This window comes from Undibacterium sp. WLX3042, assembly GCF_049544825.1.
Lineage (GTDB): Bacteria > Pseudomonadota > Gammaproteobacteria > Burkholderiales > Burkholderiaceae_D > Undibacterium.
This window is the reverse complement of record NZ_CP186698.1, coordinates 1,857,325-1,876,985: the sequence shown is the minus strand read 5'-3', so window position 1 is coordinate 1,876,985 and position 19,661 is coordinate 1,857,325. Positions and strand designations below refer to the sequence as shown.

The following is a 19,661-nucleotide window of genomic DNA, read 5'->3' as shown; positions in this document are numbered from 1 at the left end:
ATGACAGCATTAAAAATCTCACTCGCTCCGCTTGCCTATTACTGGTCAAAAGAAGAGACCCTGCGTTTTTATGTCGATGCGATGCAATGGCCGGTCGATATCGTTTATCTTGGTGAGGTCACTTGCTCACGCCGCCATCTGATGAAGCTCGATGACTGGCTGGCCGTCGCTTTAGAATTGCGTAATGCAGGCAAAGAAGTGGTGCTTTCCAGCCTGACCCTGATCGACAGTGAAGCCGATCGTCGTAATATGCACAGGCTGGTGGATAAAGCCTCAGAGCAGGGTTTGCTGATTGAGGCAAATGATTTCAGTGCGGTACGTGCCATGCAGGGCAGACCCTTTGTTGCCGGGCCGCATCTGAATGTGTATCACGCGGACACTTTGCAGTGGCTAGCCGGACTCGGTGCTCGCCGCTTTACGCCACCGATAGAACTCGGGCACGAAGATCTGGCCGCGATACAAGCGCAACGTCCGGTTGGCATGGAAACTGAAGTGCAGGTCTGGGGGCGGCAGGCGCTGGCGTTTTCGTCGCGCTGTTTCACTGCGCGCCATCATCGCTTGCGTAAAGACAGTTGTGAATTCCGTTGCGAACAATATCCTGATGGATTGCCGCTGGCCACGCGCGATGGTAAGGATTTTCTGACGATTAACGGTATTCAGACACAGAGTTCGACTTGCCTTGATCTGGGAGCACAGGTACCAGAATTAGTGTCTATGCAGGTTGATATTTTGCGTTTGCAACCGCAGTCGCAAGGCATGGCGGAAGTGGTCGCGGCGTTTGACCGCGCGCGTCAGTCTCTCAGTGCGGCACAAGTCGGCAGTCAGTATTTGCCGCCACATGCCCAACGCAGCAATGGCTACTGGCAGGCAAAGCCAGGTATGCAATGGCTGACGGTGGAATAAGTTGCGCTTCGTTATTTCTGAAAGTATGCATGATGGACTTATCACAATTTCGTTTTCCCGCACCGTTTCAGCAAGTGGGTAAGTGGATGCCGACGCCGCTGGCAACCGCGCCGCTGATGCTGGCGCTGGAAATCGCACGCCGCAAGGAATTGCTGGTGGCACCCGATACCCTTTACGGCAAAACCTTTCGGATTCAGGTGGAGGATCTGGGTTTGTCGCTGTGTTTTTACTGTGATCAGGGCAAGTTTCGTCCGGTCTATAAAAACGCCAGGGAAGCCGAAGCAGATGTCTGCCTGTCGGCCAGTTCGGCAGATTTTTTTCAGATGGCGTCCGGCATGGAAGATGCTGATACCCTGTTTTTCCGTCGCCGTCTGCGCATCGAAGGCAATACGGAATTAGGCGTTGCCGTGAAATACTGGATTGATGCCAGCGAGCGTCCGGCGTGGCTGAGCCGGTTTGCTGATCGTTTTTTACGACAGCCCGAAAGCGTCTGATGTCTGCTGAGCCAGCAACACTGCCCTTGGTCTATGCCTGCTCCGGCTGTTCCAGTGTGGCGCAGCTTACGAATACCTGTGCCGTCCGGCTGGACAGGGAAGGGCGGGCACAGATGTCGTGCATCGCCGGGGTTGGTGGCGGTGTCGCTTCGTTGGTGCGGCTCGCGCAATCGGGGCGATCGGTGCTGGCCCTGGATGGTTGTGCACTGGCGTGTGTGAAAGCCTGTTTGCAGCAGGCAGGTGTGCACGCCGACCGCCATCTGATTCTGAATCAGGAAGGCGTACGCAAGCGTTTTCATGCGGATGCCTCGGAGGATGAAATGCAGCTGGCGTGGCAAATAGTGGAACAGGAATTAGCTCAGCTCGCACTAGCAAGCGCGCAGCTTTCTTGCTAGCCGTTGTTGATGAATTGCCGCTAAGTCATTCGGTGGGGCGTTATAGTGGGGTGTTATTCAGTCGTTTATTAAGTGGTATAGATGCATACTCCCCCTCATTTTTGAGAAAAACATCTTATTCTCCTTATGAAATAAGGGCTTCAAAATATACTGGGGGGAGTATATTCCCCCGCATTTTTGCCTCAGATCAGCTACTTGCTGCTGTCTTGGCTGATTTTTCGTTTTATCTCCGCAGGATCGCCACTTGCCTGTGATGATTGTTGATGTCTTTTTCACTCATGGTGAACCCTCATGAAACGTCTTGCGATTGCTCCTCACCGTTTGTATTTTTTTCTTGGCGCACTGGCGGCGCTGATACTGTTTGTCTGGTGGTGGCGGCAAGTGGTGTCGCAGACGATGGCGGTTCCTTTGCACGCACTGGTGATGCCGCTCGGTATATTTCCCTTGTTTATTCTTGGCTTCACTTTTACCGCCGGGCCGCGCTGGTTGTCGGTAGATTCGGCGGATCATTATTTTCTTTTACACGGTGGCACCTATTTTTGCGGCTTGCTGCTCGTTTTAGTTGCGGCGGGCTTAGGCTGGTATCCCTTACGCACTTCGGGGTTTGTACTGATGCTGGCGGCATGGCTTGCTGTGACCTGGCGCTGGGGCGATTTGATCCGGCGCAGCAAGGCCCTCGATAAAAAACATCCCGTCTCTATCCTGATCGCGATGCTGAGCGGCATGCTGGCATTGCTGGCAGCAGCGTTCTGGAGTGCAGGTGACACCGACGCATGGCAGCTCGCCCGCGAATTTTCTTTTTTCGGATTTTTGCTACCGGTTTTTCTGACGGTGAGTCACAGAATGCTGCCCTTTTTCAGCAGCAATGTGCTGAAGCCTTATGTGGCATGGCGGCCATACTGGTTGCTCGGTGTCTGGCTGGGCGGATGCTGGTTGCTGGTGCTGGCAGGAATTACCGGCTGGCGTTATCTGGAAGCGTTCAGCGCAAGCGTGCTTAGCCTGAGTTTTGTTGTGACGTCGTGGCGCTGGGGAATTTTCCGCAGCCTGCAAAACCGTATGCTGGCAATGCTGCATTTGTCATTTGCCTGGCTGGCGGTGGTGTTTGGATTGCAGGCGGCGGGCGCGCTCGGTGTGGCAGTTGGTTCTGCATCCATACACGCACTTGGGCTGGGGTTCATGGGAACCATGCTGGTCGCTTTTGTCAGCCGTGTTTCTTATGGTCACAGCGGCAGACCTTTGCAGGTGTCGAACAGTTTGTGGATGGTGTATCTCGGGCTGCATCTGGCTGCCATGCTGCGCATCGTTGCCAGCTTGCTGGTGATACCTTCTTTACTGACTGTCTCGGCCACGGTTTGGTTGTTACTGATTACGATCTGGATCGCCATGATGCTGCCGGTCTATCTGAAAGCTCGGGCCGATGGAAAACCAGGGTAATCCTGTCTCTACGTGGCTGAACGTCCGTGATGCCGTCGCTTGGTTTTGTGGCGCGATGTTGCAGTATGTCGCCGCGGTCTAGTTCGGAATGCCTAGTTGCCTGACCGGAATGCGTATTGACCCGTGTTGATGGAAGTTTAGACTGCTAGCTATTCTCCTTTGCTGGTATTCATCATGAAAAAATCAGACGCAACGCGCTTGTCCGGAAATGGCTTCCGGATCAAAAAACACACCCTCAGATTGCTGCTGGCCGGTCTTTTTTCTAGTGGTATGACAGCGTATGTGCAGGCGCAGACGGCGCCGCTGACACCAGCGACCTTAGTGGCAAATGCGACAGTGCCGGTGCAGATCGTTGTCATCAGTGGTGCCCGTTACGAGCAATTCGTCGAAGATTTGCCTTTGTCGATGGACATCATTGGTTGGCAGGAAATGGAAAGCGGGCACGTCGCCGATATTCATGATCTGGTTAAAAACTTACCCAATATTTCCGTTAAACGCGCGCCCGCCAGATTTACTGTGACTGGCGTCGGCAATGCAACCGGGCGTGATACAAATGCCGGTTTCAATATCCGCGGGCAGGATGGAAATCGAGTGCTGATGCTGGTGGACGGCGTCCGTCTGCCGCGTAGCTACATCAATGGTAGCAACGCATTTGGCAGGGATTCCTTATCGCTGGATCTGATCCGCCAGGTGGAAATTGTGCGCGGCCCGGCATCGGTATTGTATGGTTCTGATGGCCTGGCCGGTTTGGTGAATTTCATCACGCTGGAACCGGCTGATTTCCTGCAGCGGCGCGGCGATCAGCAGAGAGATGTTGGCGGCAAAGTATCGCTGTCGTATAACGGTGACGATCATTCGCGGACGCTGTCTGCCAGTCTGGCCGGGCGCATCAACCCTGAGCTGACGTGGTTGGTGAGTGCCGCAGTGAATCATGCCGGTGGCATGCAGAATATGGGCAGCAAAGATGTTGCGAATGTGGATCGCACCACCCCGAACCCACAGAAGAATGAAGGACAGTCGGTATTGCTGAAACTGGTGTATCAGCCAACAGCTGATCAGAAACACACCGTGAGCATCGAGCATGTGAATAAAGATGCTGACTACGAATTGCTCTCAAGCCGTGCAAAGCTGCCGTTGACGACAGCCTCTGCGGTCGCTGGTGAAAATGCCACGAGTAATATGACACGCGACCGTCTGAGCTTGCAAAGCCGGTATACGCTCAATAACGCGTATGTCGATCATGTGCAGACGGCTTTCAGTTTTCAGGATGCCAGTTCCCGCGAATTCGGTGTGACGCACAGAAATACGCTGGCCGACCGCGTGCGCGATGTCAGCTACAGTGAGCGCAGCGCGCAATTCCATATTCAGGCCGATAAATTATTCAGAATAGCCGCAGGCTGGTCGCAGCGCCTGAGTTATGGCTTCGATTACAGTCGTGCCGATATCAAAAATATGTTTGATGGTATCGATCCGGGAAATGCGGATTTTGTGCCACGCAAATATTTTCCGGATACCCGGGATTCCAGCCGCGCTGTCTTTGTGCAGGATGAAATATTTGTCGGCAAATGGATTATCACACCCGGTGTGCGCTTTGATCATTTTGATCTGGATGTGATCAGTCAGGCTGGTTTTGCACCACCGGCAAAAACGCCCGCCAAATCACTTTCCGGTTCCGCGGTCTCGCCTAAGCTGGGTTTCCTGTACCGCTTGACGCCAGAATGGAGTGCCTTTGGTAACTATGCGAGTGGTTTCCGTGCGCCGAATGCCCAACAAATCAATGGCGTGTTCGATAGTGCGACAATCCCTGCTGTTTTATTGTCGAATCCCGATCTGAAACCGGAAAAAAGCCATAACATCGAAATCGGCTTACGTGCAATGCTCGACAGACTGAGCCTTGATATCGCTGTGTTCAGAGGAAAATACGATAACCTCATCGTCGATAAAAAACCGCTGGGCGGTAAAGGTGTGATCGGTGATCCGGCGATTTTCCAGACAGTCAATGTCGATAAAGCGACGATCAGCGGTTTTGAAATTAAAGGGCAGGTGCAGTGGGGTGAAATCGCCGGTGGTAAGCTGACAATGCCATTTGCGTATGGCGTCACGCATGGCAGCGATGATACGACCGGCTTACCGTTGAATGCGATCGATCCGGCGAAAATCAGTATTGGCGTCAGCTATAGCAAACCCGCCTGGGAAGTCCGGCTGCAAGCCTTGCATCAGGATGCAAAAATGGCGGCCGATCTGGATAGCCCGTATTTACCCAAACCAGCGACTCCGCCACGGGTGGCGCAGCTGACCATTCCTTCAGCAATGACCTTAGATCTATCGGGACAATGGCGTTTGCAGAAAAATCTGCGGCTCAATGCGGCAGTACGTAATCTGACAAATAAGAAATACTGGAACTGGTCTGATGTGCAGGGTGTTGCGGCAAACTCAGCCGTGATCGATGCCTACACCCAGCCGGGACGCCATTATGATATGTCTGTTTCCTACGATTTTTAACTGTTGAACCCGGCAGATTCTGCTAAATAAATTGATGTAAATCGACATAGACTGGCTTTGCTTGCATACAATAGCGATCTTGTATGCAAGACGCACCGAAAGAACATAATGACCACACCAATCGACGATATTGAGCTGTCTGAAGAGCTGATACGGAAATTCGACAAGTCCGGGCCACGTTATACCTCGTATCCGACGGCCGATCGCTTCAATACCGGGTTCACCGAACAAAGTTACATTACTTATCTCGAACAAAGAGCGGGACGAACGAATAATCCGCCTTTGTCCTTGTATCTGCATTTGCCGTTTTGTGAGTCGCTGTGTTATTTCTGTGCGTGCAATAAGATCATTACCAAAGACCACAGTCGCACCACCGAATATTTACGTTATCTCGAAAAAGAAATGGCGATGGTCGCAGCTCGGATCGGCCCTGATCGCCTGACCGCGCAGCTGCATCTGGGTGGCGGAACACCGACGTTTTTCAGTTCTGATGAGCTGCGTCAGTTAATGGCGATGATACGTCAGCATTTCACCTTTACGGATGACGCTGAACTGGGCGTGGAAATTGATCCGCGCACAGTGAAACCGGAAACGCTGGCGGTGTTGGCCGAGCTGGGGTTCAACCGCAATAGTTTTGGTGTGCAGGATTTTGACCCGGCTGTACAACAGGCAGTGAACCGGATACAGCCGTTCAGTATGGTCGAAGCCGCAGTCAAGGAAAGCCGTAAAGCGCATTTTCAGTCGGTGAATGCCGATCTGATTTATGGCTTACCTAAACAGAATATTGAAAGCTTTGGCCGCACGCTCGATAGCCTGATCGCATTAGCACCAGACCGCATTGCACTGTACAACTATGCGCATTTACCTAGCCGTTTCAAAGCGCAGCGTCAGATTATCGAGGCAGATCTGCCATCGGCTGAAGAGCGCTTGCAGATTTTCCTGATGTCCACCCGTCGCTTGCTGGATGCTGGTTATATCTACATCGGTCTGGATCACTTTTCCCGACCTGACGATGAGTTGAATAAGGCGCGTCAGGATCAGTCTTTGCACAGAAATTTTCAGGGTTACACAACCCGTGCGGAATGCGATCTGATTGGCTTTGGTGTTTCTGCGATTGGTAAAGTCGGCGATTCGTACAGTCAGTCGGTACGTACGATCAAAGAGTATTATCAGTTGCTCGATGAAGGAAAATTGCCGGTAGAGAAGGGAATCGCCTTAGATAAGGATGATTTATTACGACGTGATGTCATCATGACTTTAATGTGCAGTATGCCTTTGTCGGTTGCAGACATCAACGCCGCTTACGGTATTGATTTCATGACTTACTTCGCTGAAGAAATTACGCAATTACGTCAATACGAGGACGTTGGCTTTATCACGATTGATGCGGATGCGCTTCGTGTCACACCCAAAGGCCGTTTGTTTGTCCGCGCGGTGGCGATGACGTTCGATAAGTATCTGAAGAAAGTAACGACGGCGACGTATTCTAAGCTGATCTGATTTTTTTCTGACAAAAAAGCCCGGATGATTCCGGGCTTTTTTATTTCCTTTTTTCTTGCTTCCGGCGATTGCCGTTATGTCAGGCGTCCACCTGATGCGCTGAACCTTGCAGTGCGATAGTGACCAATAATGAGGAATCATCAATCGCTGTCAACGCATGCGATGCGGATGCTGCCAGATACATTAAGTCGCCGGTATGTAAGATTTTTCTGGCATGGTCGGTCTGTATTTCAACCTGACCTTCTATGCAAAAAATAGTGATAGGACCATCGACCTGATGAGTGGCGATATGCTTTGCTGCCGGTAAAGATAAGCGCATGACTTCCATGTGCTTATCTTTGAATAGGGCTTGCGCGGGGACGGTTTCACTATTGCCGGAAGACAGAATATGAATGCTGTCACCGGAGGATAAGTGTTTTTGTGCCATTGTCGGTCTCCCAAAAACTGATTGGTGGATGCGCACACGGCGATCAATTACCAGTGTGGCAAAGCTTGTTTCGTCAGTGCAACTGCAACGATATAAGAGAATACCGCTAAGGCGGCGATCCAGGTACGGATTCTGACAGTTTTTGTTTTACCGCGCTTCAGTGCAACCGTTCCTAAACCTATGTAAAGCAACAGCGCCAGAACTTTCGCCGTCAGCCAGGCTTCAACGAACGGATATTGTCTGCTCCAGAACACCATCGTCAGCGCACTCGCCAGCAGTAAGGTATCGATCAGATGTGGGGCGATTCTGATCCATTTTTTTTGCAGTATGGCCGAGTCCTGCCACATCCAGATACCGCGCAAAAAAAACAGACTACCGCTCAGGGTCGCACAGGTGATATGAATGTGCTTGACTGTCAGGTAGTCCATTATTTATTCCTTAATCACAGATAAGAAAATCAATCACAATTGCGCCCGGTTCCTGCGACACATAGCTGATTTTGACGCTGGAGCCGAAATGATGCTCTATCTGCGATAGTAAAGGCAAGGGGTTATGGTCATTGCAGAAGCGCATGGTTTCTCCACGTTCTAAAGCAGACAGCGCACCGAAGATCGCTGCATGACGAAAACGCTTGGCAATGCCACGCGCATCAAATGAGTAAATACCTTCAGCGATAACTGGCATAGAGCAATCGTGGGACATTGTAAAACTCCTTAATAGATGATGTTGATACTAGTGATGCTATTGAATAGTGAAGCAGAGGCCGTCAGAAAATATTTCTCAGACGGCCTCTGATGTGATTAAGCTTGTTTAGTTTTTTTCGCAGGGATTGAGCTGTTCAGGCTGACGTTCGCTGCCTTTTTTGCTATCAGCAAACGGAAGGCAAACAAGGCCAGACAGACGGTACCGATCGCGAACACGACGTCGCCAGGTACGCGCAGCCAGACCAGTGTTTCCATCAGGTGCGAGTGTATGACTTCAGGTGAACGGGCAAACCACATCCCTTTCGTGATGCTGGCGACTGCTTGATAAATACCGGCAGGTACCAATGAGATGAACACCATCATTGCGAGACCGATATTGAGCATCCAGAACATTGCTTGCAGCAATTTGTCAGACCATGCAGCGCGTGAAGACAAGCCACGCAGGCAGAACAGCAGCAAGCCTATGCCCAACATGCCGTACACACCGAACAAAGCAGCATGTCCATGTGCAGCTGTCATGTTCAGACCTTGCATGTAATACAGAGCAATCGGGGTATTGATGGAGAAACCTAACAAACCCGCACCGACAGTATTCCAGAAACCGACAGCGATGAAGCACAGGATGGACCATTTGTAAGACTGCACCCACGCTGCTGCTTTCGAGCGTTGATAATTGCGATACGCTTCCACGCCTATCATCGCCAGAGGAACCACTTCCAGTGCTGAGAACATGGCACCGATGGCGATCACAAAAGTCGGTGTGCCAGTGAAATACAGATGATGCAAGGTACCCAGAATGCCGCCGAACAGGAAGACGATCGTTTCGAGGATAATCGCGCTGTTTGCTGTCGCTGCATGGATCAGACCCAGGCGAGTGAAGAGCAGGGCGATGACAGCTGTTGCGAACACTTCAAAGAAGCCTTCTACCCACAAATGGACCAACCACCAGCGCCAGTATTCGATCATGGAGTAATGTGTATGCGGACCCCAGGTCAGCGATGTCGCGTAGAAACCGCCGATACACATTGCAGCCAGGAATACCATGGCAATCAGACCGCGGCTTTCAGATGGTTTTTTGAGTGCAGGTAATAATCCGCGACCCAATAAAGTCACCCAGAACAGTAAGCCGATAAATAACAGAATTTGCCAGACGCGTCCCATGCTGGTGAATTCCAGACCCTGATTACCGATCCAGAATGCGAATTCATTGCCTTTATGTTGCAGGCTGCCCAGCCATCCCATCGCGGTCGAACCGACAACAATGAACAGCAACGCATAAAACAGGACATTCACGCCGAGTTTCTGGAATTTAGGTTCATAGCCAGAGATTGCGGGGGCTATGTACAGACCGGTTGCCAGCCATGCAGTGGCGATCCACAACACCGCAAATTGCGTATGTATCGTGCGGCTGACCGTGAACGGCAGAATCTCAGCTAATGGGAAACCAAAGAAGCTATGTCCCTCAACGGCGTAGTGAGCGGTGATCACACCCATACCTACTTGGGCCAGAATCAGACCGATGACAACAAAAAAGTATTTTTTTGTCGCCAGCATCGAAGGTGTTGGCTTCATGTCGAATAAGGGATCTGTTTTCGGTGGAACAGGATCACTTTCTTCTTTACTTGCAGAATGGTAGAAAATCATTCCGGCAATCGCAGCGATCATCAGAATCACGCTGGCAATAGACCAGATACCGGCACCGGCAGTCGGTGTATTTTCAACCAGTGGTTCATGCGGCCAGTTGCTGGTGTAGCTCAGACCTTCTTCGCCGGGACGATCTGCCGCAGCTGCCCACGAAGACCAGAAAAAGAACGCAGGCAAGGCTTGTAAGTCTGTCTGATCCGGCAGTGAACCTTTATTCATCGCATACTGTTCGCGCAGTTTTTCCAGAGATGGATCGTTACCAAACAGTGCGATGTAATGTTGCGTGACCAGTTGTACTGCGGCGGCACGTTCAGGGGAGAGGGTGATAACACCATTTTTCTGATCGTAGGTATTGCCGCGCATTTCCTCTTTCAGGCGCGCTTTAAGTTCGCCCTGACGCGGTGTGCTTAACTGTTCAAAGGACAGTTTGTTTTCTTTCTGTGCCCAGATTTCCAGTAAGGCGAGCGACTCGCGATGCAGCCAGTCGGCTGACCAGTCTGGCGCGACATAGCTGCCGTGTCCCCATACAGTACCTAATTGCTGACCACCGGCGGCGAGCCATGCTTCCTGCCCTCGCTGGACTTGTCCTTCAGAGAATAAAACCTTGCCTTGAGTGCTGACAACCTGATTAGGGATAGGTGGAGCTGTGAGATAGATTTCTGTACCTACCCAACCGAGAACGGTAAAAGATAAGACGCAGATCACAGCTAGCCAGGTCCAGAGTTTACGCGTGGAGTGCATGGCGTGTTTCCTTATTGGTAGAGTTAAAAAAGTGCATTGCTTAAAGAAGTGGGAGAAATAAAAATGATTTACCGCTTCAATAAGATGCATTTTATATGCATGTATAATAAGATGCAAATTAAATGTATGTTTTGTGTTTTATTTTTATCCCCGTGCCTGAACTGCGATCTGAATCTGTTTCTGAATCTGCTTTGTGGACGAAGGGGATATACTGTGCAGGGAAGATGTCAGTTGCTATGTAGTGACAACTTCACGCCCATTTTCCGGAATACATAAGTCATGAGATTAACTGCTTACACTGATTACACTTTACGCACCCTGATTTATCTGGCGATACATAGAGATCGGCTTGTTACGATTCAGGAGGTCGCTGAATTGCACTCGATTTCAAAAAATCATCTGACGAAGGTAGTGCATCAGCTGGGGATGTCCAACATGGTGGAAACTGTGCGTGGGCGCAATGGCGGACTGAAGCTGAATATAGAACCGGCAGAGATCAATATCGGTGAGGTCGTGCGGGCGACGGAAACCGATTTTTTTATGGCGGAGTGTTTTGACAGTACCAGTAATACCTGTGTCTACGCGATGGGTTGTAATTTGAAGGGTGTATTGAACCGCGCTACCAGCGCTTATCTTGCGGTACTGGATGATGTCAGTCTGGAAGATCTGATTTCAAAAAAAGAGACGGTAGGGAAAATCCATTTCATGAACCCAGTGCCGGGAAAGAAAATAAAATAAACTATTTTCAACAATAAAAAGCCGGTTTTAAACCGGCTTTTTAGCGCTGACAGCATCCCGTTTAATGTGTGCTCAGCACATACTCAGTCAGGGTTTTGATGTCGGCATCGTTGACTTTAGGGCCGTTCGGCGGCATCGGAATTGCTCCCCATACACCGCTGCCACCGTCTTTGATTTTTTTGGATAAGCTGGCGACAGCATCGGCATTTCCTTTGTACTTTTGCGCGATATCTTTAAAAGCTGGACCAAGGATTTTTTTGTCAATACCATGACATGCCATGCAACCATTTTTCTGTGCAAGCTCAGCGCCGGTGGCGGCGTAAGAGCTGGTCGCTGAGAAGGCGAGAGCAGCAATTCCCAGTGCACTGAGAAGTGATAAGGTGACTTGATGTTTCATCTTATTTTCCTTAATAAATGTCGTGCTGAGTATTGTTGATATTGAATTTACCGGTTGGTGTGATCAGTTTCGGATCTTTAATCACGGCTTTCAGTTTGCGTGTTTTATCATCAACGACCACGATGGCTGATTCTTTGTCTTTTGCACTCCAGACCGAGAACCAGACTTCATCGCCAGCTTTGTTATATTCAGGCTGTACGATACGTTTCGCGCCTTCACCCAGACCGGCCCATTCTGCAATCGGTAAAGTGACGTAGCCTTTTTCGAAGTGATCAATATCGAACACTGCGACAGACTGGCTCAGTTTGGTGTCAGGGTTCAGTGGCGTGTCCACCCACAGGTTTCTGGATTTTGGATGGGTTTTGATAAACAGCGAACCGCCGCCCTGACCTTTGATGCTATCGACCACTTTCCATGCTTGTGCTTTATGTTTGACCGGGTCGGTACCGATCATGGAAATCGTTTCATCACCAAGATGGCTGGTTGCCCATACAGGGCCGAATTTAGGATGTATGAAGTTTGCGCCACGACCTGGATGCGGTGTTTTTCCAACGTTGACGATCGCGGCCATTTTGTCTTCTTTGGTATCGACCACGGCAATCTTATTCGATGCGTTGGCAGCAACGAGGAAATAACGACCCGTGGAATCCAGTCCGCCGTCATGCAGGAATTTAGCCGCGTCCAGCGTGGTGGTTTTCAGGTTGTTGATGTCTTTGTAGTCCACCAGCATGATTTTGCCGGTTTCTTTGGCGCTGACAACGAATTCAGGGCGATAGTGGGAAGCGACAATCGACGCAACGCGCGGTTCCGGATGGTATTCATTGTCAACCGTCATACCGCGTGTAGAGACAATTTTCAGCGGTTTCAGTGTGTCACCTTCCATGATCACGAACTGAGGTGGCCAGTAGTCGCCAGCGATTGCGTATTTATCTTCGTAACCTTTAAATTTAGATGTTTCTACCGAGCGGGCTTCCAGGCCTACCTTCATTTCAGCAACGGTATCTGGTTTTTCCATCCACAAGTCGATCAGATTAATGCGTGCATCACGTCCGATCACGAACAGATAACGACCCGATGCAGACGTGCGTGAGATGTGCACGGCATAGCCGGTTTTCACGATGTTAATGATTTTCTTGGTGTCGCCATCGATCAGTGCTACTTCACCGGAATCGCGCAATGTAGTGGAGAAGATATTGGCGATATTGTAGTTATTCATTTTTTTCGTCGGACGTTTGGCAACCGGAATCACTTCTTTCCAGGTCGCTTCCATGTCCTTCAGACTGAACTCAGGAGGAACCGGTGGCTCCTGCTGAATATAGCGCGCCATCAGATCGACTTCTTTATCTGACAGATCACCAGACGTACCCCAGTTAGGCATACCGGCTGGTGAGCCATAATTGATGAAGACTTTTAAATAATCTGTGCCCTTATCCAGAGTAATATCCGGCGTTAGTGCTTTACCTGTCGCGCCTTTACGTAATACGCCGTGGCAACCGGCACAGCGCTGGAAATAAATTTGCTTGCCCGCTTCGAATTCGGCTTTTGTCATTGGCGGGGCTTTGGGATTGATGTTCTGATGCATGGGCTCACTGGCGAGAGGAGAGCCTCCGGCCTGATACTTCAAATCTGCTGCACTATGGGTTTTGTCATCCTGCGCGAAGGCGAGGGAGATACTCAAAGGAAGGATGGCCAACAGCGCGAGGGCTGGTCGTGCCAGAGTGTTGCGATGGGATGATTTCATTTTATTTCCTTTATTAAGTGAGGAATACTGATGAAGAATCTGAGCCGGATTATTGTAACAGAGGTTACGCCACCACCCATCTGAATTCCTTGACGGCTGTCAAGAAATCCCGGAACCCCAGCGGGGTTTGTGTTGCATCAAAGTGTAGGGTACTTATTCCTGTTTTTGTAGTATCGACGACAGTCGTTTTGTGCGCTGGAATAAAATCTGTGTTATCGCCAGTTCTGGATTAAGTGTTTTGTTTCAGCACCAGATGGATTTGTTGCCCGTAATTAATGTTGAGTTTGTTTGTCGTGCCTGAAAGCATTTTTAAATGCGGAACTTACGCCGTACATTGATGCATATTTTTAACTGAAGAATAATTTGATGACACAACCTGACACAGAAAACAAACGGCGACTTCACCCCGATATACTCAAGCTTGGTTTTGTGAGTTTCCTTACCGATCTCAGTTCGGAAATGATTTTTTCCGTATTTGCGATTTTTTTCACCACCGTGGCGGGTGCTTCGAGTGCACTGCTGGGTTTAATTGAGGGGATGGCCGACTTCTCTGCATCTTCACTGAATTATCTGTCCGGCTGGTTATCGGATCGCAGCGGGCGGCGTAAGTGGCTTGCAACTGCTGGTTATGGATTTTCCACACTCGCAAAACTCATATTACTGATTTCAACCTCCGTTACCGGGTTAAGCATTTTTCGTGTGATTGAGCGCCTTGGTAAGGGGTTTCGCGGACCACCGAGAGATGCCTGGTTGTCTTCGATTGCAATCAGCGAGTCACGCGGTTATGCGTTTGGTGTACACAAGGCGCTGGATAAGGCAGGTGCAGTACTCGGGCCTCTGGCCGCGTATGGATTGCTCTCCTGGCTTGGGGAGTCGCGTAGCGCATATGCAACCTTGTTCCTGCTTGCGTTTATACCGGCGGTAATCAGTGTTCTGGTACTGACCCGTATTCCGGAGCAGCATGGTGTTGCGCATGAACGGGAAAATATAAAGCAAAACTGGAAACAGCTTAGTCCGGGATTCAAGCGATTCCTGATTCCTGCAGGTGTGTTTGCCCTGGCGTATTTCAGTCTCGGCTTTATTTTGTTGAAGGCGCACTTGCTGGGCTTCAGCGTTGCTCATACCGTATTGCTATACGCCTTGTTTAACGCAGTGTGCGTATTTGCGGCGCCGTTGATTGGTCTTCTTGGCGATCAGATCGGGCGGGTACGCATTATCGTGCTTGGTTATGTGGCCTATGCCTTGATTAATGTCTGGCTGATTTTTGCTGCCAGCCAATGGGAGATGGTGGCGATATTCGCGGTCTATGGATTTTTTTATGCGATAGACGAATCGCAGAGTAAGGCTTTCATTGCCGATATTGAGACCGAGCGCAGGGCAACCGCCGTTGGTTTGTATAACTTCGTAACCGGTGTGCTATACCTGCCAGCTTCGCTGGTTGCCGGTGCTTTGTGGATGATTGCCCCAGGCTTGGTGTTCGGACTCGCGGCCGCACTTTCCTTGCTTGCTATCGTCGTTTTTGTAGTGATACGACCTATGCGTTACGAAGAGGCGCGGCAAGATCGCTGAGGTCTGCCAGTGCATCTGTTTGAATCCGGTACTTTATCCATTTTTGAAAAAAACTACCGGTATTTTCCATTCGTCCTACACTAAAGAGATGGTGGAACTTCTCAGAAAGTGACTTGATCATGGTGATTTCTACTGATGCAATTGCTGCAGTAACCCCGCTCAGACTCTCTGCCTTATCGCCGGTCAGTACGGTTTCTGCTGCGGTAATAGCAGGCTCAGTCAATACAACAGCAAGCGTGGTTGATGTATCTTCTCTGAGTCAGACATTAGCCATGACCCTTGCTTTACTTGAGCAGGAAATGAAAGCGATTGCGGCCAGCGGTAGTGGCAGCGCCATTGGTGATGCGGCAACGAGTTTTGCGACTACCGCATCGCTGGCGACGACGTTTGTCAATGCATTCAATACTTTTCAAAGCGGTAACATCAGCAGTCTTCAGGATCCGTTGACAAGTTTTCTCGACAGCAGCCTGCTGGATGCCATGGGCGGCGTGCTGGCGGACAGCGGCAATAATTTACTGCAAAGTCTGGCAAAAATCGGTATTACACTTGATACATCTACCGGTACTGACAATATTCAGTTCACGCTGGATTCATCACTGTTGCAAACAGCATTTACGAATGCGCCTGTTGCAACTGCCAGCTTGCTGACACAAGCGTTACAGGCACTGGCGCAGATAGAGACTTCGCTTATTGCGCAGAACCAGAATCTGACGACGGCGGAGGTCAGCGGCGGCGTGGGTAATTCAGCTGGAAATGTCTCATCCTCCGATATCTTCGCAACGGCAACGACAGCGCTATCCTCTGGCATTACATCTGTGACGCCCTCCATTCTGAAAACTCAGAAAACAGTAGCTGTCGGTGAGACGGATACTGCGCCAGGGATAGTGAGCGCGGCTGAGCAAAGCAATGCTCCCCCGATGGCGACAGCTCAGCAGGTATCCGCATCTTCTGAGACTGTGAATACGTCGCTTACTTCATCAACTGTATATGATGCCGCTGCATTGAAATCTGCAAATACAACGGTCACACAGCAAAAATCTGTACCCGACAAGACGGCTGTTGAACCGCGTACTGGGGCGTCGATAACTGCTTTTGATCAGTCCGCAACGTCGGCGGCACAAGTACATACGCTAGTATCAGCCGATTTTCAGAGTGACTTACTAAAAAGTGGTGCCGACGTAATTCAGACCGGGCACAAGGTTATTGTCGGGAGTGAAGTTGCCGGTACAACAGCGAATTCTTTGTCATCGGTGTCAATGGCTACGCTACTGAATTCGGTGAAATCTTCTCAAGAACTGACAGATGTTGTTGCGCCTCAGACACCTGCTGCGCCCAGCGGCGCGGCGCTTGTTCACCCTTTAACGATGCAAGCGTCTGTTGTGACGGCCGCATCAGCTTATCGCCTGAATGATCCCGCCATTGTGAATACTCTTAGTCCGGACATGGCGTTATCAGATGCAACTGTCCCAGTAACTGCTGTCGCTACAACGACTGCTGATGCTGTAACTGCTGCAAATGTTGCAAACGATGTTGCTGTATCTGGGGTGAATTGGACCGCTGGCGTGAATCCTGTAATCTCAGCGGCCGTCGCGGCATATAAGGTCAGTGATGCCATCGAACACCAGAAGCCTGATCAGGGGCGGGAGGATAGAGATGAAGTCGTTTTCGGTAATGAAATTCCGCCGGTGGCGATGGATTTAAAGCAAGATGCCGGTCAGCAAAGTACCAGTGAAACCCGACAAAGCAAAAAATCCGGGCAGGCAAAGAATGCAGATATGGTGACAGATGCGACGGCGAGTGCACCGCCTCACGGTAGTATTGATATTAATACCTGAGTGATTTCGGGTTGTGTCGTGATACTTGTTGTGCTTTCAGAATGCGTAAATGAAAAAGCTCTGCAACAAATGATGTTTGTCTTGATGCAGAGCTTTTTTAGAAGAGGTGCGGAATCAATCCCTGATTTCCAGCGCCCGGTTCAGGCTTAATGCTGCGATTGAACATGCAGCACCCGAGAGAAGATAGAGGCTGACATAGGCGAGGCCGAAATGTGCAGACAATCCGAGTGCAACCAGTGGCGCGAAACCGGCACCGACCAGCCATGAAAGATCGGACGTCAAGGCTGCGCCGGTATAACGGTATTTCGCTGAAAAATTGGCAGTCACAGCCCCTGCCGCCTGGCCGTAAGACAGACCCAGCAAGGCAAATCCCACCAGAATAAATGTATTCTGGGCAGATTCCCCACCGCCAAGTAAACTTGGTACAAATACACTCAGAATCGCAATGAATAGCGCGAAGGTGCCCAGTGTATTGCGGCGACCGTAGCGATCAGCGATCAGGCCAGAGGCAATCACGCCTAAGCTCATTAATCCTGCGCCAGTTACTTGTATGTACAGTACGTCCGTCAGTGAGCGTGTGGAGTATAGCGTCAGCCATGAAAGCGGGAATACCGTCACCAGATGGAATAAAGCGTAGCTGGCCAGTGCGGCTAAGGCGCCTATCAGCACGTTTCTTCCCTGGGAGCCACTCATTTCGGCGATTTTAGTTGGTTCAAGCTCGCGCTCATCCAGCAGGCGCGCATATTCGTTGGTAGAGACCAGGCGCAGACGGGCAAACAGGGCGACGACATTAATCGCGAAGGCAACATAGAAAGGATAGCGCCAGCCCCAGTCGAGAAAATCTTCCGGTGACAAGCTGGAGAGTAAATAAGCAAAGAGGCTGCCAGCAATCATGAAGCCGACAGGGGCGCCGAGCTGCCCCAGCATCGCATACCAGCCGCGCTTATGTTGAGGGGCATTTAATGCCAGTAGAGAGGGGAGTCCATCCCACGAGCCGCCCATCGCCAGCCCCTGGCCTATGCGTAACGACGCAAGAATAACGATCGACGCGTAGCCCAGATGCGAAAACGTAGGTAGGAAGGCGATACCGGCAGTGGAGATGCCAAGCAAGACTAAAGCAATTGTGAGTTTTGCTTCGCGCCCAAGATGGCGCTGAATTGCCATAAAAGCGACCGTACCGATAGGTCGTGCGATGAAGGCAAAAGAAAAAATAACAAATGAATACAGCGTTGCTTCCAGTCTTTGTTCAAATGGAAAGAAAACCGAGGGAAATACTAATACAGATGCAATGGCGTAGACAAAAAAATCAAAATATTCAGAAGCCCGACCGATAACAACACCGATGGCGATTTCTCCCGGCGAAATCGAGGTGTGGTCAGCGTGACTGTTTCTGGGGGCTGTGAGGAGGTCAGAACGTACAGAAATACTGGTGAGTTGCTCACCATTGTGGCTGATACTTGGCATAGTCGTCTCTCTTAGTAGTGTTTTTATCGACGGACGCCTGAAGCCCTGCCCGATGTAGCTATGGCAGGGTGGGACAAAACGTCCAATCGCTAATGCTAGTCAGTCCGTGTACATTACCACGATTTATCCTTTTAACCTGGACTTTCCTGCATGATTTCCCTACTAGCTCGGCGCGGACTAATACTCCTATGCGTTGCACTGTTGGCTGGATGTGACACTATTGTGTTAAATCCTTCAGGCGATATCGCCGCTCAGCAGAGCAAGCTGATTGTCATTTCTACTCTCCTGATGTTAATCATCATTATTCCTGTCATTTTCCTGACCTTGTTTTTTGCATGGCGCTACAGACAGAGTAATACCAGTGCAAAGTACGATCCTGAGTGGGATCATTCAACCAAACTCGAATTAATTATCTGGGGAGCTCCTCTGTTAATTATCATCGTTTTGGGAATGTTGACATGGATTTCTACACATACTCTTGATCCATATCGAAAGTTGTCACGATTAGATGAAAATCGTCCGATTCCTGCCAACGTCAAACCGCTGGTTGTGGAAGTCGTTGCTTTAGACTGGAAATGGTTGTTTATTTATCCAGAGCAGGGTGTGGCAACGGTCAATGAATTGATTGCGCCAGTCGATGTGCCTGTTCATTTCAAAATCACCGCATCCACCGTCATGAATTCGTTTTATGTTCCAGCGCTGGCAGGTCAGATCTATGCGATGCCTGGTATGGAGACGCAATTGAACGCCGTGATCAACAAGGCCGGTATATATGATGGCTTTTCTGCTAACTACAGCGGAGCCGGCTTTTCTGACATGCGTTTCAAATTCCATGGGATGACGCAGGAAAATTTCAATCAGTGGGTGCAGACTACCAAAGCGGAAAAGCTGAACCTCAATCGTGCTGCTTATCTCGAGATTGAAAAGCCAAGTATCAAAGATCCGGTGCGCCGCTTTGGCACTGTTGAAGCCGACTTGTTCCATGCCATTGTCAATCGTTGTGTGAGTGCTGATCAGGTTTGCATGGATAAGCTGATGTCGACAGATCTCAACGTGAAACCAGCATTAAAAGCGAACGAAAAAGTCGTTTCTATGCTTGCTCAGAATCAGCAGGCTACACGCGGGACGGATGCTGAAGTGTGTACAACACCACCAGTTACTATTGGAAAATAA

General features: G+C 50.2%; 17 protein-coding genes. 10 read left to right on the top strand and 7 right to left on the bottom strand.

The genetic code is table 11. The annotated features are described in order from the left end of the window. The 6 genes from ubiV to hemN all read left to right on the top strand — a co-directional run bounded on the left by ubiV (window position 1) and on the right by hemN (window position 7,228). Window positions 1-903, top strand: a complete 903-nt coding sequence (ubiV, locus tag ACPAOP_RS08480) for a ubiquinone anaerobic biosynthesis protein UbiV (protein ID WP_423709945.1) — start codon at window positions 1-3, stop codon at window positions 901-903. Between the two features lie 32 nt (window positions 904-935). Beyond that, on the top strand, window positions 936-1,397 hold the full coding sequence (gene ubiT / locus ACPAOP_RS08475; protein WP_423709944.1) for a ubiquinone anaerobic biosynthesis accessory factor UbiT: 462 nt from the start codon (window positions 936-938) through the stop codon (window positions 1,395-1,397). Then, window positions 1,397-1,792, top strand: a complete 396-nt coding sequence (locus ACPAOP_RS08470) for a putative zinc-binding protein (RefSeq protein ID WP_423709943.1) — start codon at window positions 1,397-1,399, stop codon at window positions 1,790-1,792. Before ubiT ends, ACPAOP_RS08470 begins: the two co-directional genes overlap by 1 nt. A gap of 291 nt (window positions 1,793-2,083) precedes the next feature. Further along, window positions 2,084-3,226 (top strand): NnrS family protein, encoded by a 1,143-nt coding sequence (locus ACPAOP_RS08465; RefSeq protein WP_423709942.1) that lies wholly within the window; start codon window positions 2,084-2,086, stop codon window positions 3,224-3,226. A gap of 174 nt (window positions 3,227-3,400) precedes the next feature. Then, window positions 3,401-5,728, top strand: a complete 2,328-nt coding sequence (locus tag ACPAOP_RS08460; protein ID WP_423709941.1) for a TonB-dependent hemoglobin/transferrin/lactoferrin family receptor — start codon at window positions 3,401-3,403, stop codon at window positions 5,726-5,728. Between the two features lie 108 nt (window positions 5,729-5,836). After that, complete coding sequence (gene hemN, locus ACPAOP_RS08455) at window positions 5,837-7,228, top strand: oxygen-independent coproporphyrinogen III oxidase (protein ID WP_186885735.1); 1,392 nt, start codon at window positions 5,837-5,839, stop codon at window positions 7,226-7,228. Window positions 7,229-7,307: 79 nt separating this feature from the next. Here hemN and ACPAOP_RS08450 read toward each other — a convergent pair whose 3' ends face one another. The 4 genes from ACPAOP_RS08450 to ACPAOP_RS08435 all read right to left on the bottom strand — a co-directional run bounded on the left by ACPAOP_RS08450 (window position 7,308) and on the right by ACPAOP_RS08435 (window position 10,744). Then, window positions 7,308-7,655, bottom strand: coding sequence for a cupin domain-containing protein (locus tag ACPAOP_RS08450; protein WP_423709940.1), 348 nt, complete (start codon window positions 7,653-7,655; stop codon window positions 7,308-7,310). 47 nt (window positions 7,656-7,702) lie between these two features. Then, window positions 7,703-8,083, bottom strand: a complete 381-nt coding sequence (locus tag ACPAOP_RS08445; RefSeq protein WP_423709939.1) for a SirB2 family protein — start codon at window positions 8,081-8,083, stop codon at window positions 7,703-7,705. 10 nt (window positions 8,084-8,093) lie between these two features. Beyond that, the gene (locus ACPAOP_RS08440) at window positions 8,094-8,357 is read right to left on the bottom strand and encodes a DUF2249 domain-containing protein (RefSeq protein WP_186885738.1); all 264 of its coding nucleotides are present in this window, start codon (window positions 8,355-8,357) and stop codon (window positions 8,094-8,096) included. A gap of 98 nt (window positions 8,358-8,455) precedes the next feature. After that, window positions 8,456-10,744, bottom strand: coding sequence for a nitric-oxide reductase large subunit (locus tag ACPAOP_RS08435; RefSeq protein WP_423709938.1), 2,289 nt, complete (start codon window positions 10,742-10,744; stop codon window positions 8,456-8,458). A gap of 279 nt (window positions 10,745-11,023) precedes the next feature. Between ACPAOP_RS08435 and ACPAOP_RS08430 the strand changes: the two genes are divergently transcribed. Beyond that, window positions 11,024-11,482, top strand: coding sequence for an RrF2 family transcriptional regulator (locus ACPAOP_RS08430; protein ID WP_423709937.1), 459 nt, complete (start codon window positions 11,024-11,026; stop codon window positions 11,480-11,482). Window positions 11,483-11,543: 61 nt separating this feature from the next. Here ACPAOP_RS08430 and ACPAOP_RS08425 read toward each other — a convergent pair whose 3' ends face one another. After that, window positions 11,544-11,879 carry a c-type cytochrome gene (locus ACPAOP_RS08425; protein ID WP_423709936.1) on the bottom strand — a complete coding sequence of 112 codons (336 nt, stop codon included), beginning with the start codon at window positions 11,877-11,879 and terminating at the stop codon, window positions 11,544-11,546. Window positions 11,880-11,889: 10 nt separating this feature from the next. Continuing rightward, window positions 11,890-13,461 carry a cytochrome D1 domain-containing protein gene (locus ACPAOP_RS08420; RefSeq protein WP_423709997.1) on the bottom strand — a complete coding sequence of 524 codons (1,572 nt, stop codon included), beginning with the start codon at window positions 13,459-13,461 and terminating at the stop codon, window positions 11,890-11,892. Window positions 13,462-13,986: 525 nt separating this feature from the next. Here ACPAOP_RS08420 and ACPAOP_RS08415 point away from each other — a divergent pair. Both ACPAOP_RS08415 and ACPAOP_RS08410 read left to right on the top strand, forming a co-directional pair. After that, on the top strand, window positions 13,987-15,189 hold the full coding sequence (locus tag ACPAOP_RS08415; RefSeq protein ID WP_423679784.1) for an MFS transporter: 1,203 nt from the start codon (window positions 13,987-13,989) through the stop codon (window positions 15,187-15,189). A gap of 119 nt (window positions 15,190-15,308) precedes the next feature. Further along, window positions 15,309-17,024: a hypothetical protein gene (locus tag ACPAOP_RS08410; protein WP_423709935.1), complete on the top strand. Its 1,716-nt coding sequence runs from the start codon at window positions 15,309-15,311 to the stop codon at window positions 17,022-17,024. A gap of 114 nt (window positions 17,025-17,138) precedes the next feature. On the opposite strand, the gene ACPAOP_RS08405 is transcribed toward ACPAOP_RS08410, so the two are convergent. Then, a complete protein-coding gene (locus tag ACPAOP_RS08405; protein ID WP_423709934.1) occupies window positions 17,139-18,488 on the bottom strand; it encodes an MFS transporter in 1,350 nt (449 codons plus the stop codon). Window positions 18,489-18,638: 150 nt separating this feature from the next. Here ACPAOP_RS08405 and cyoA point away from each other — a divergent pair, with 150 nt between their 5' ends. Further along, the gene (cyoA, locus tag ACPAOP_RS08400) at window positions 18,639-19,661 is read left to right on the top strand and encodes a ubiquinol oxidase subunit II (protein ID WP_423709933.1); all 1,023 of its coding nucleotides are present in this window, start codon (window positions 18,639-18,641) and stop codon (window positions 19,659-19,661) included.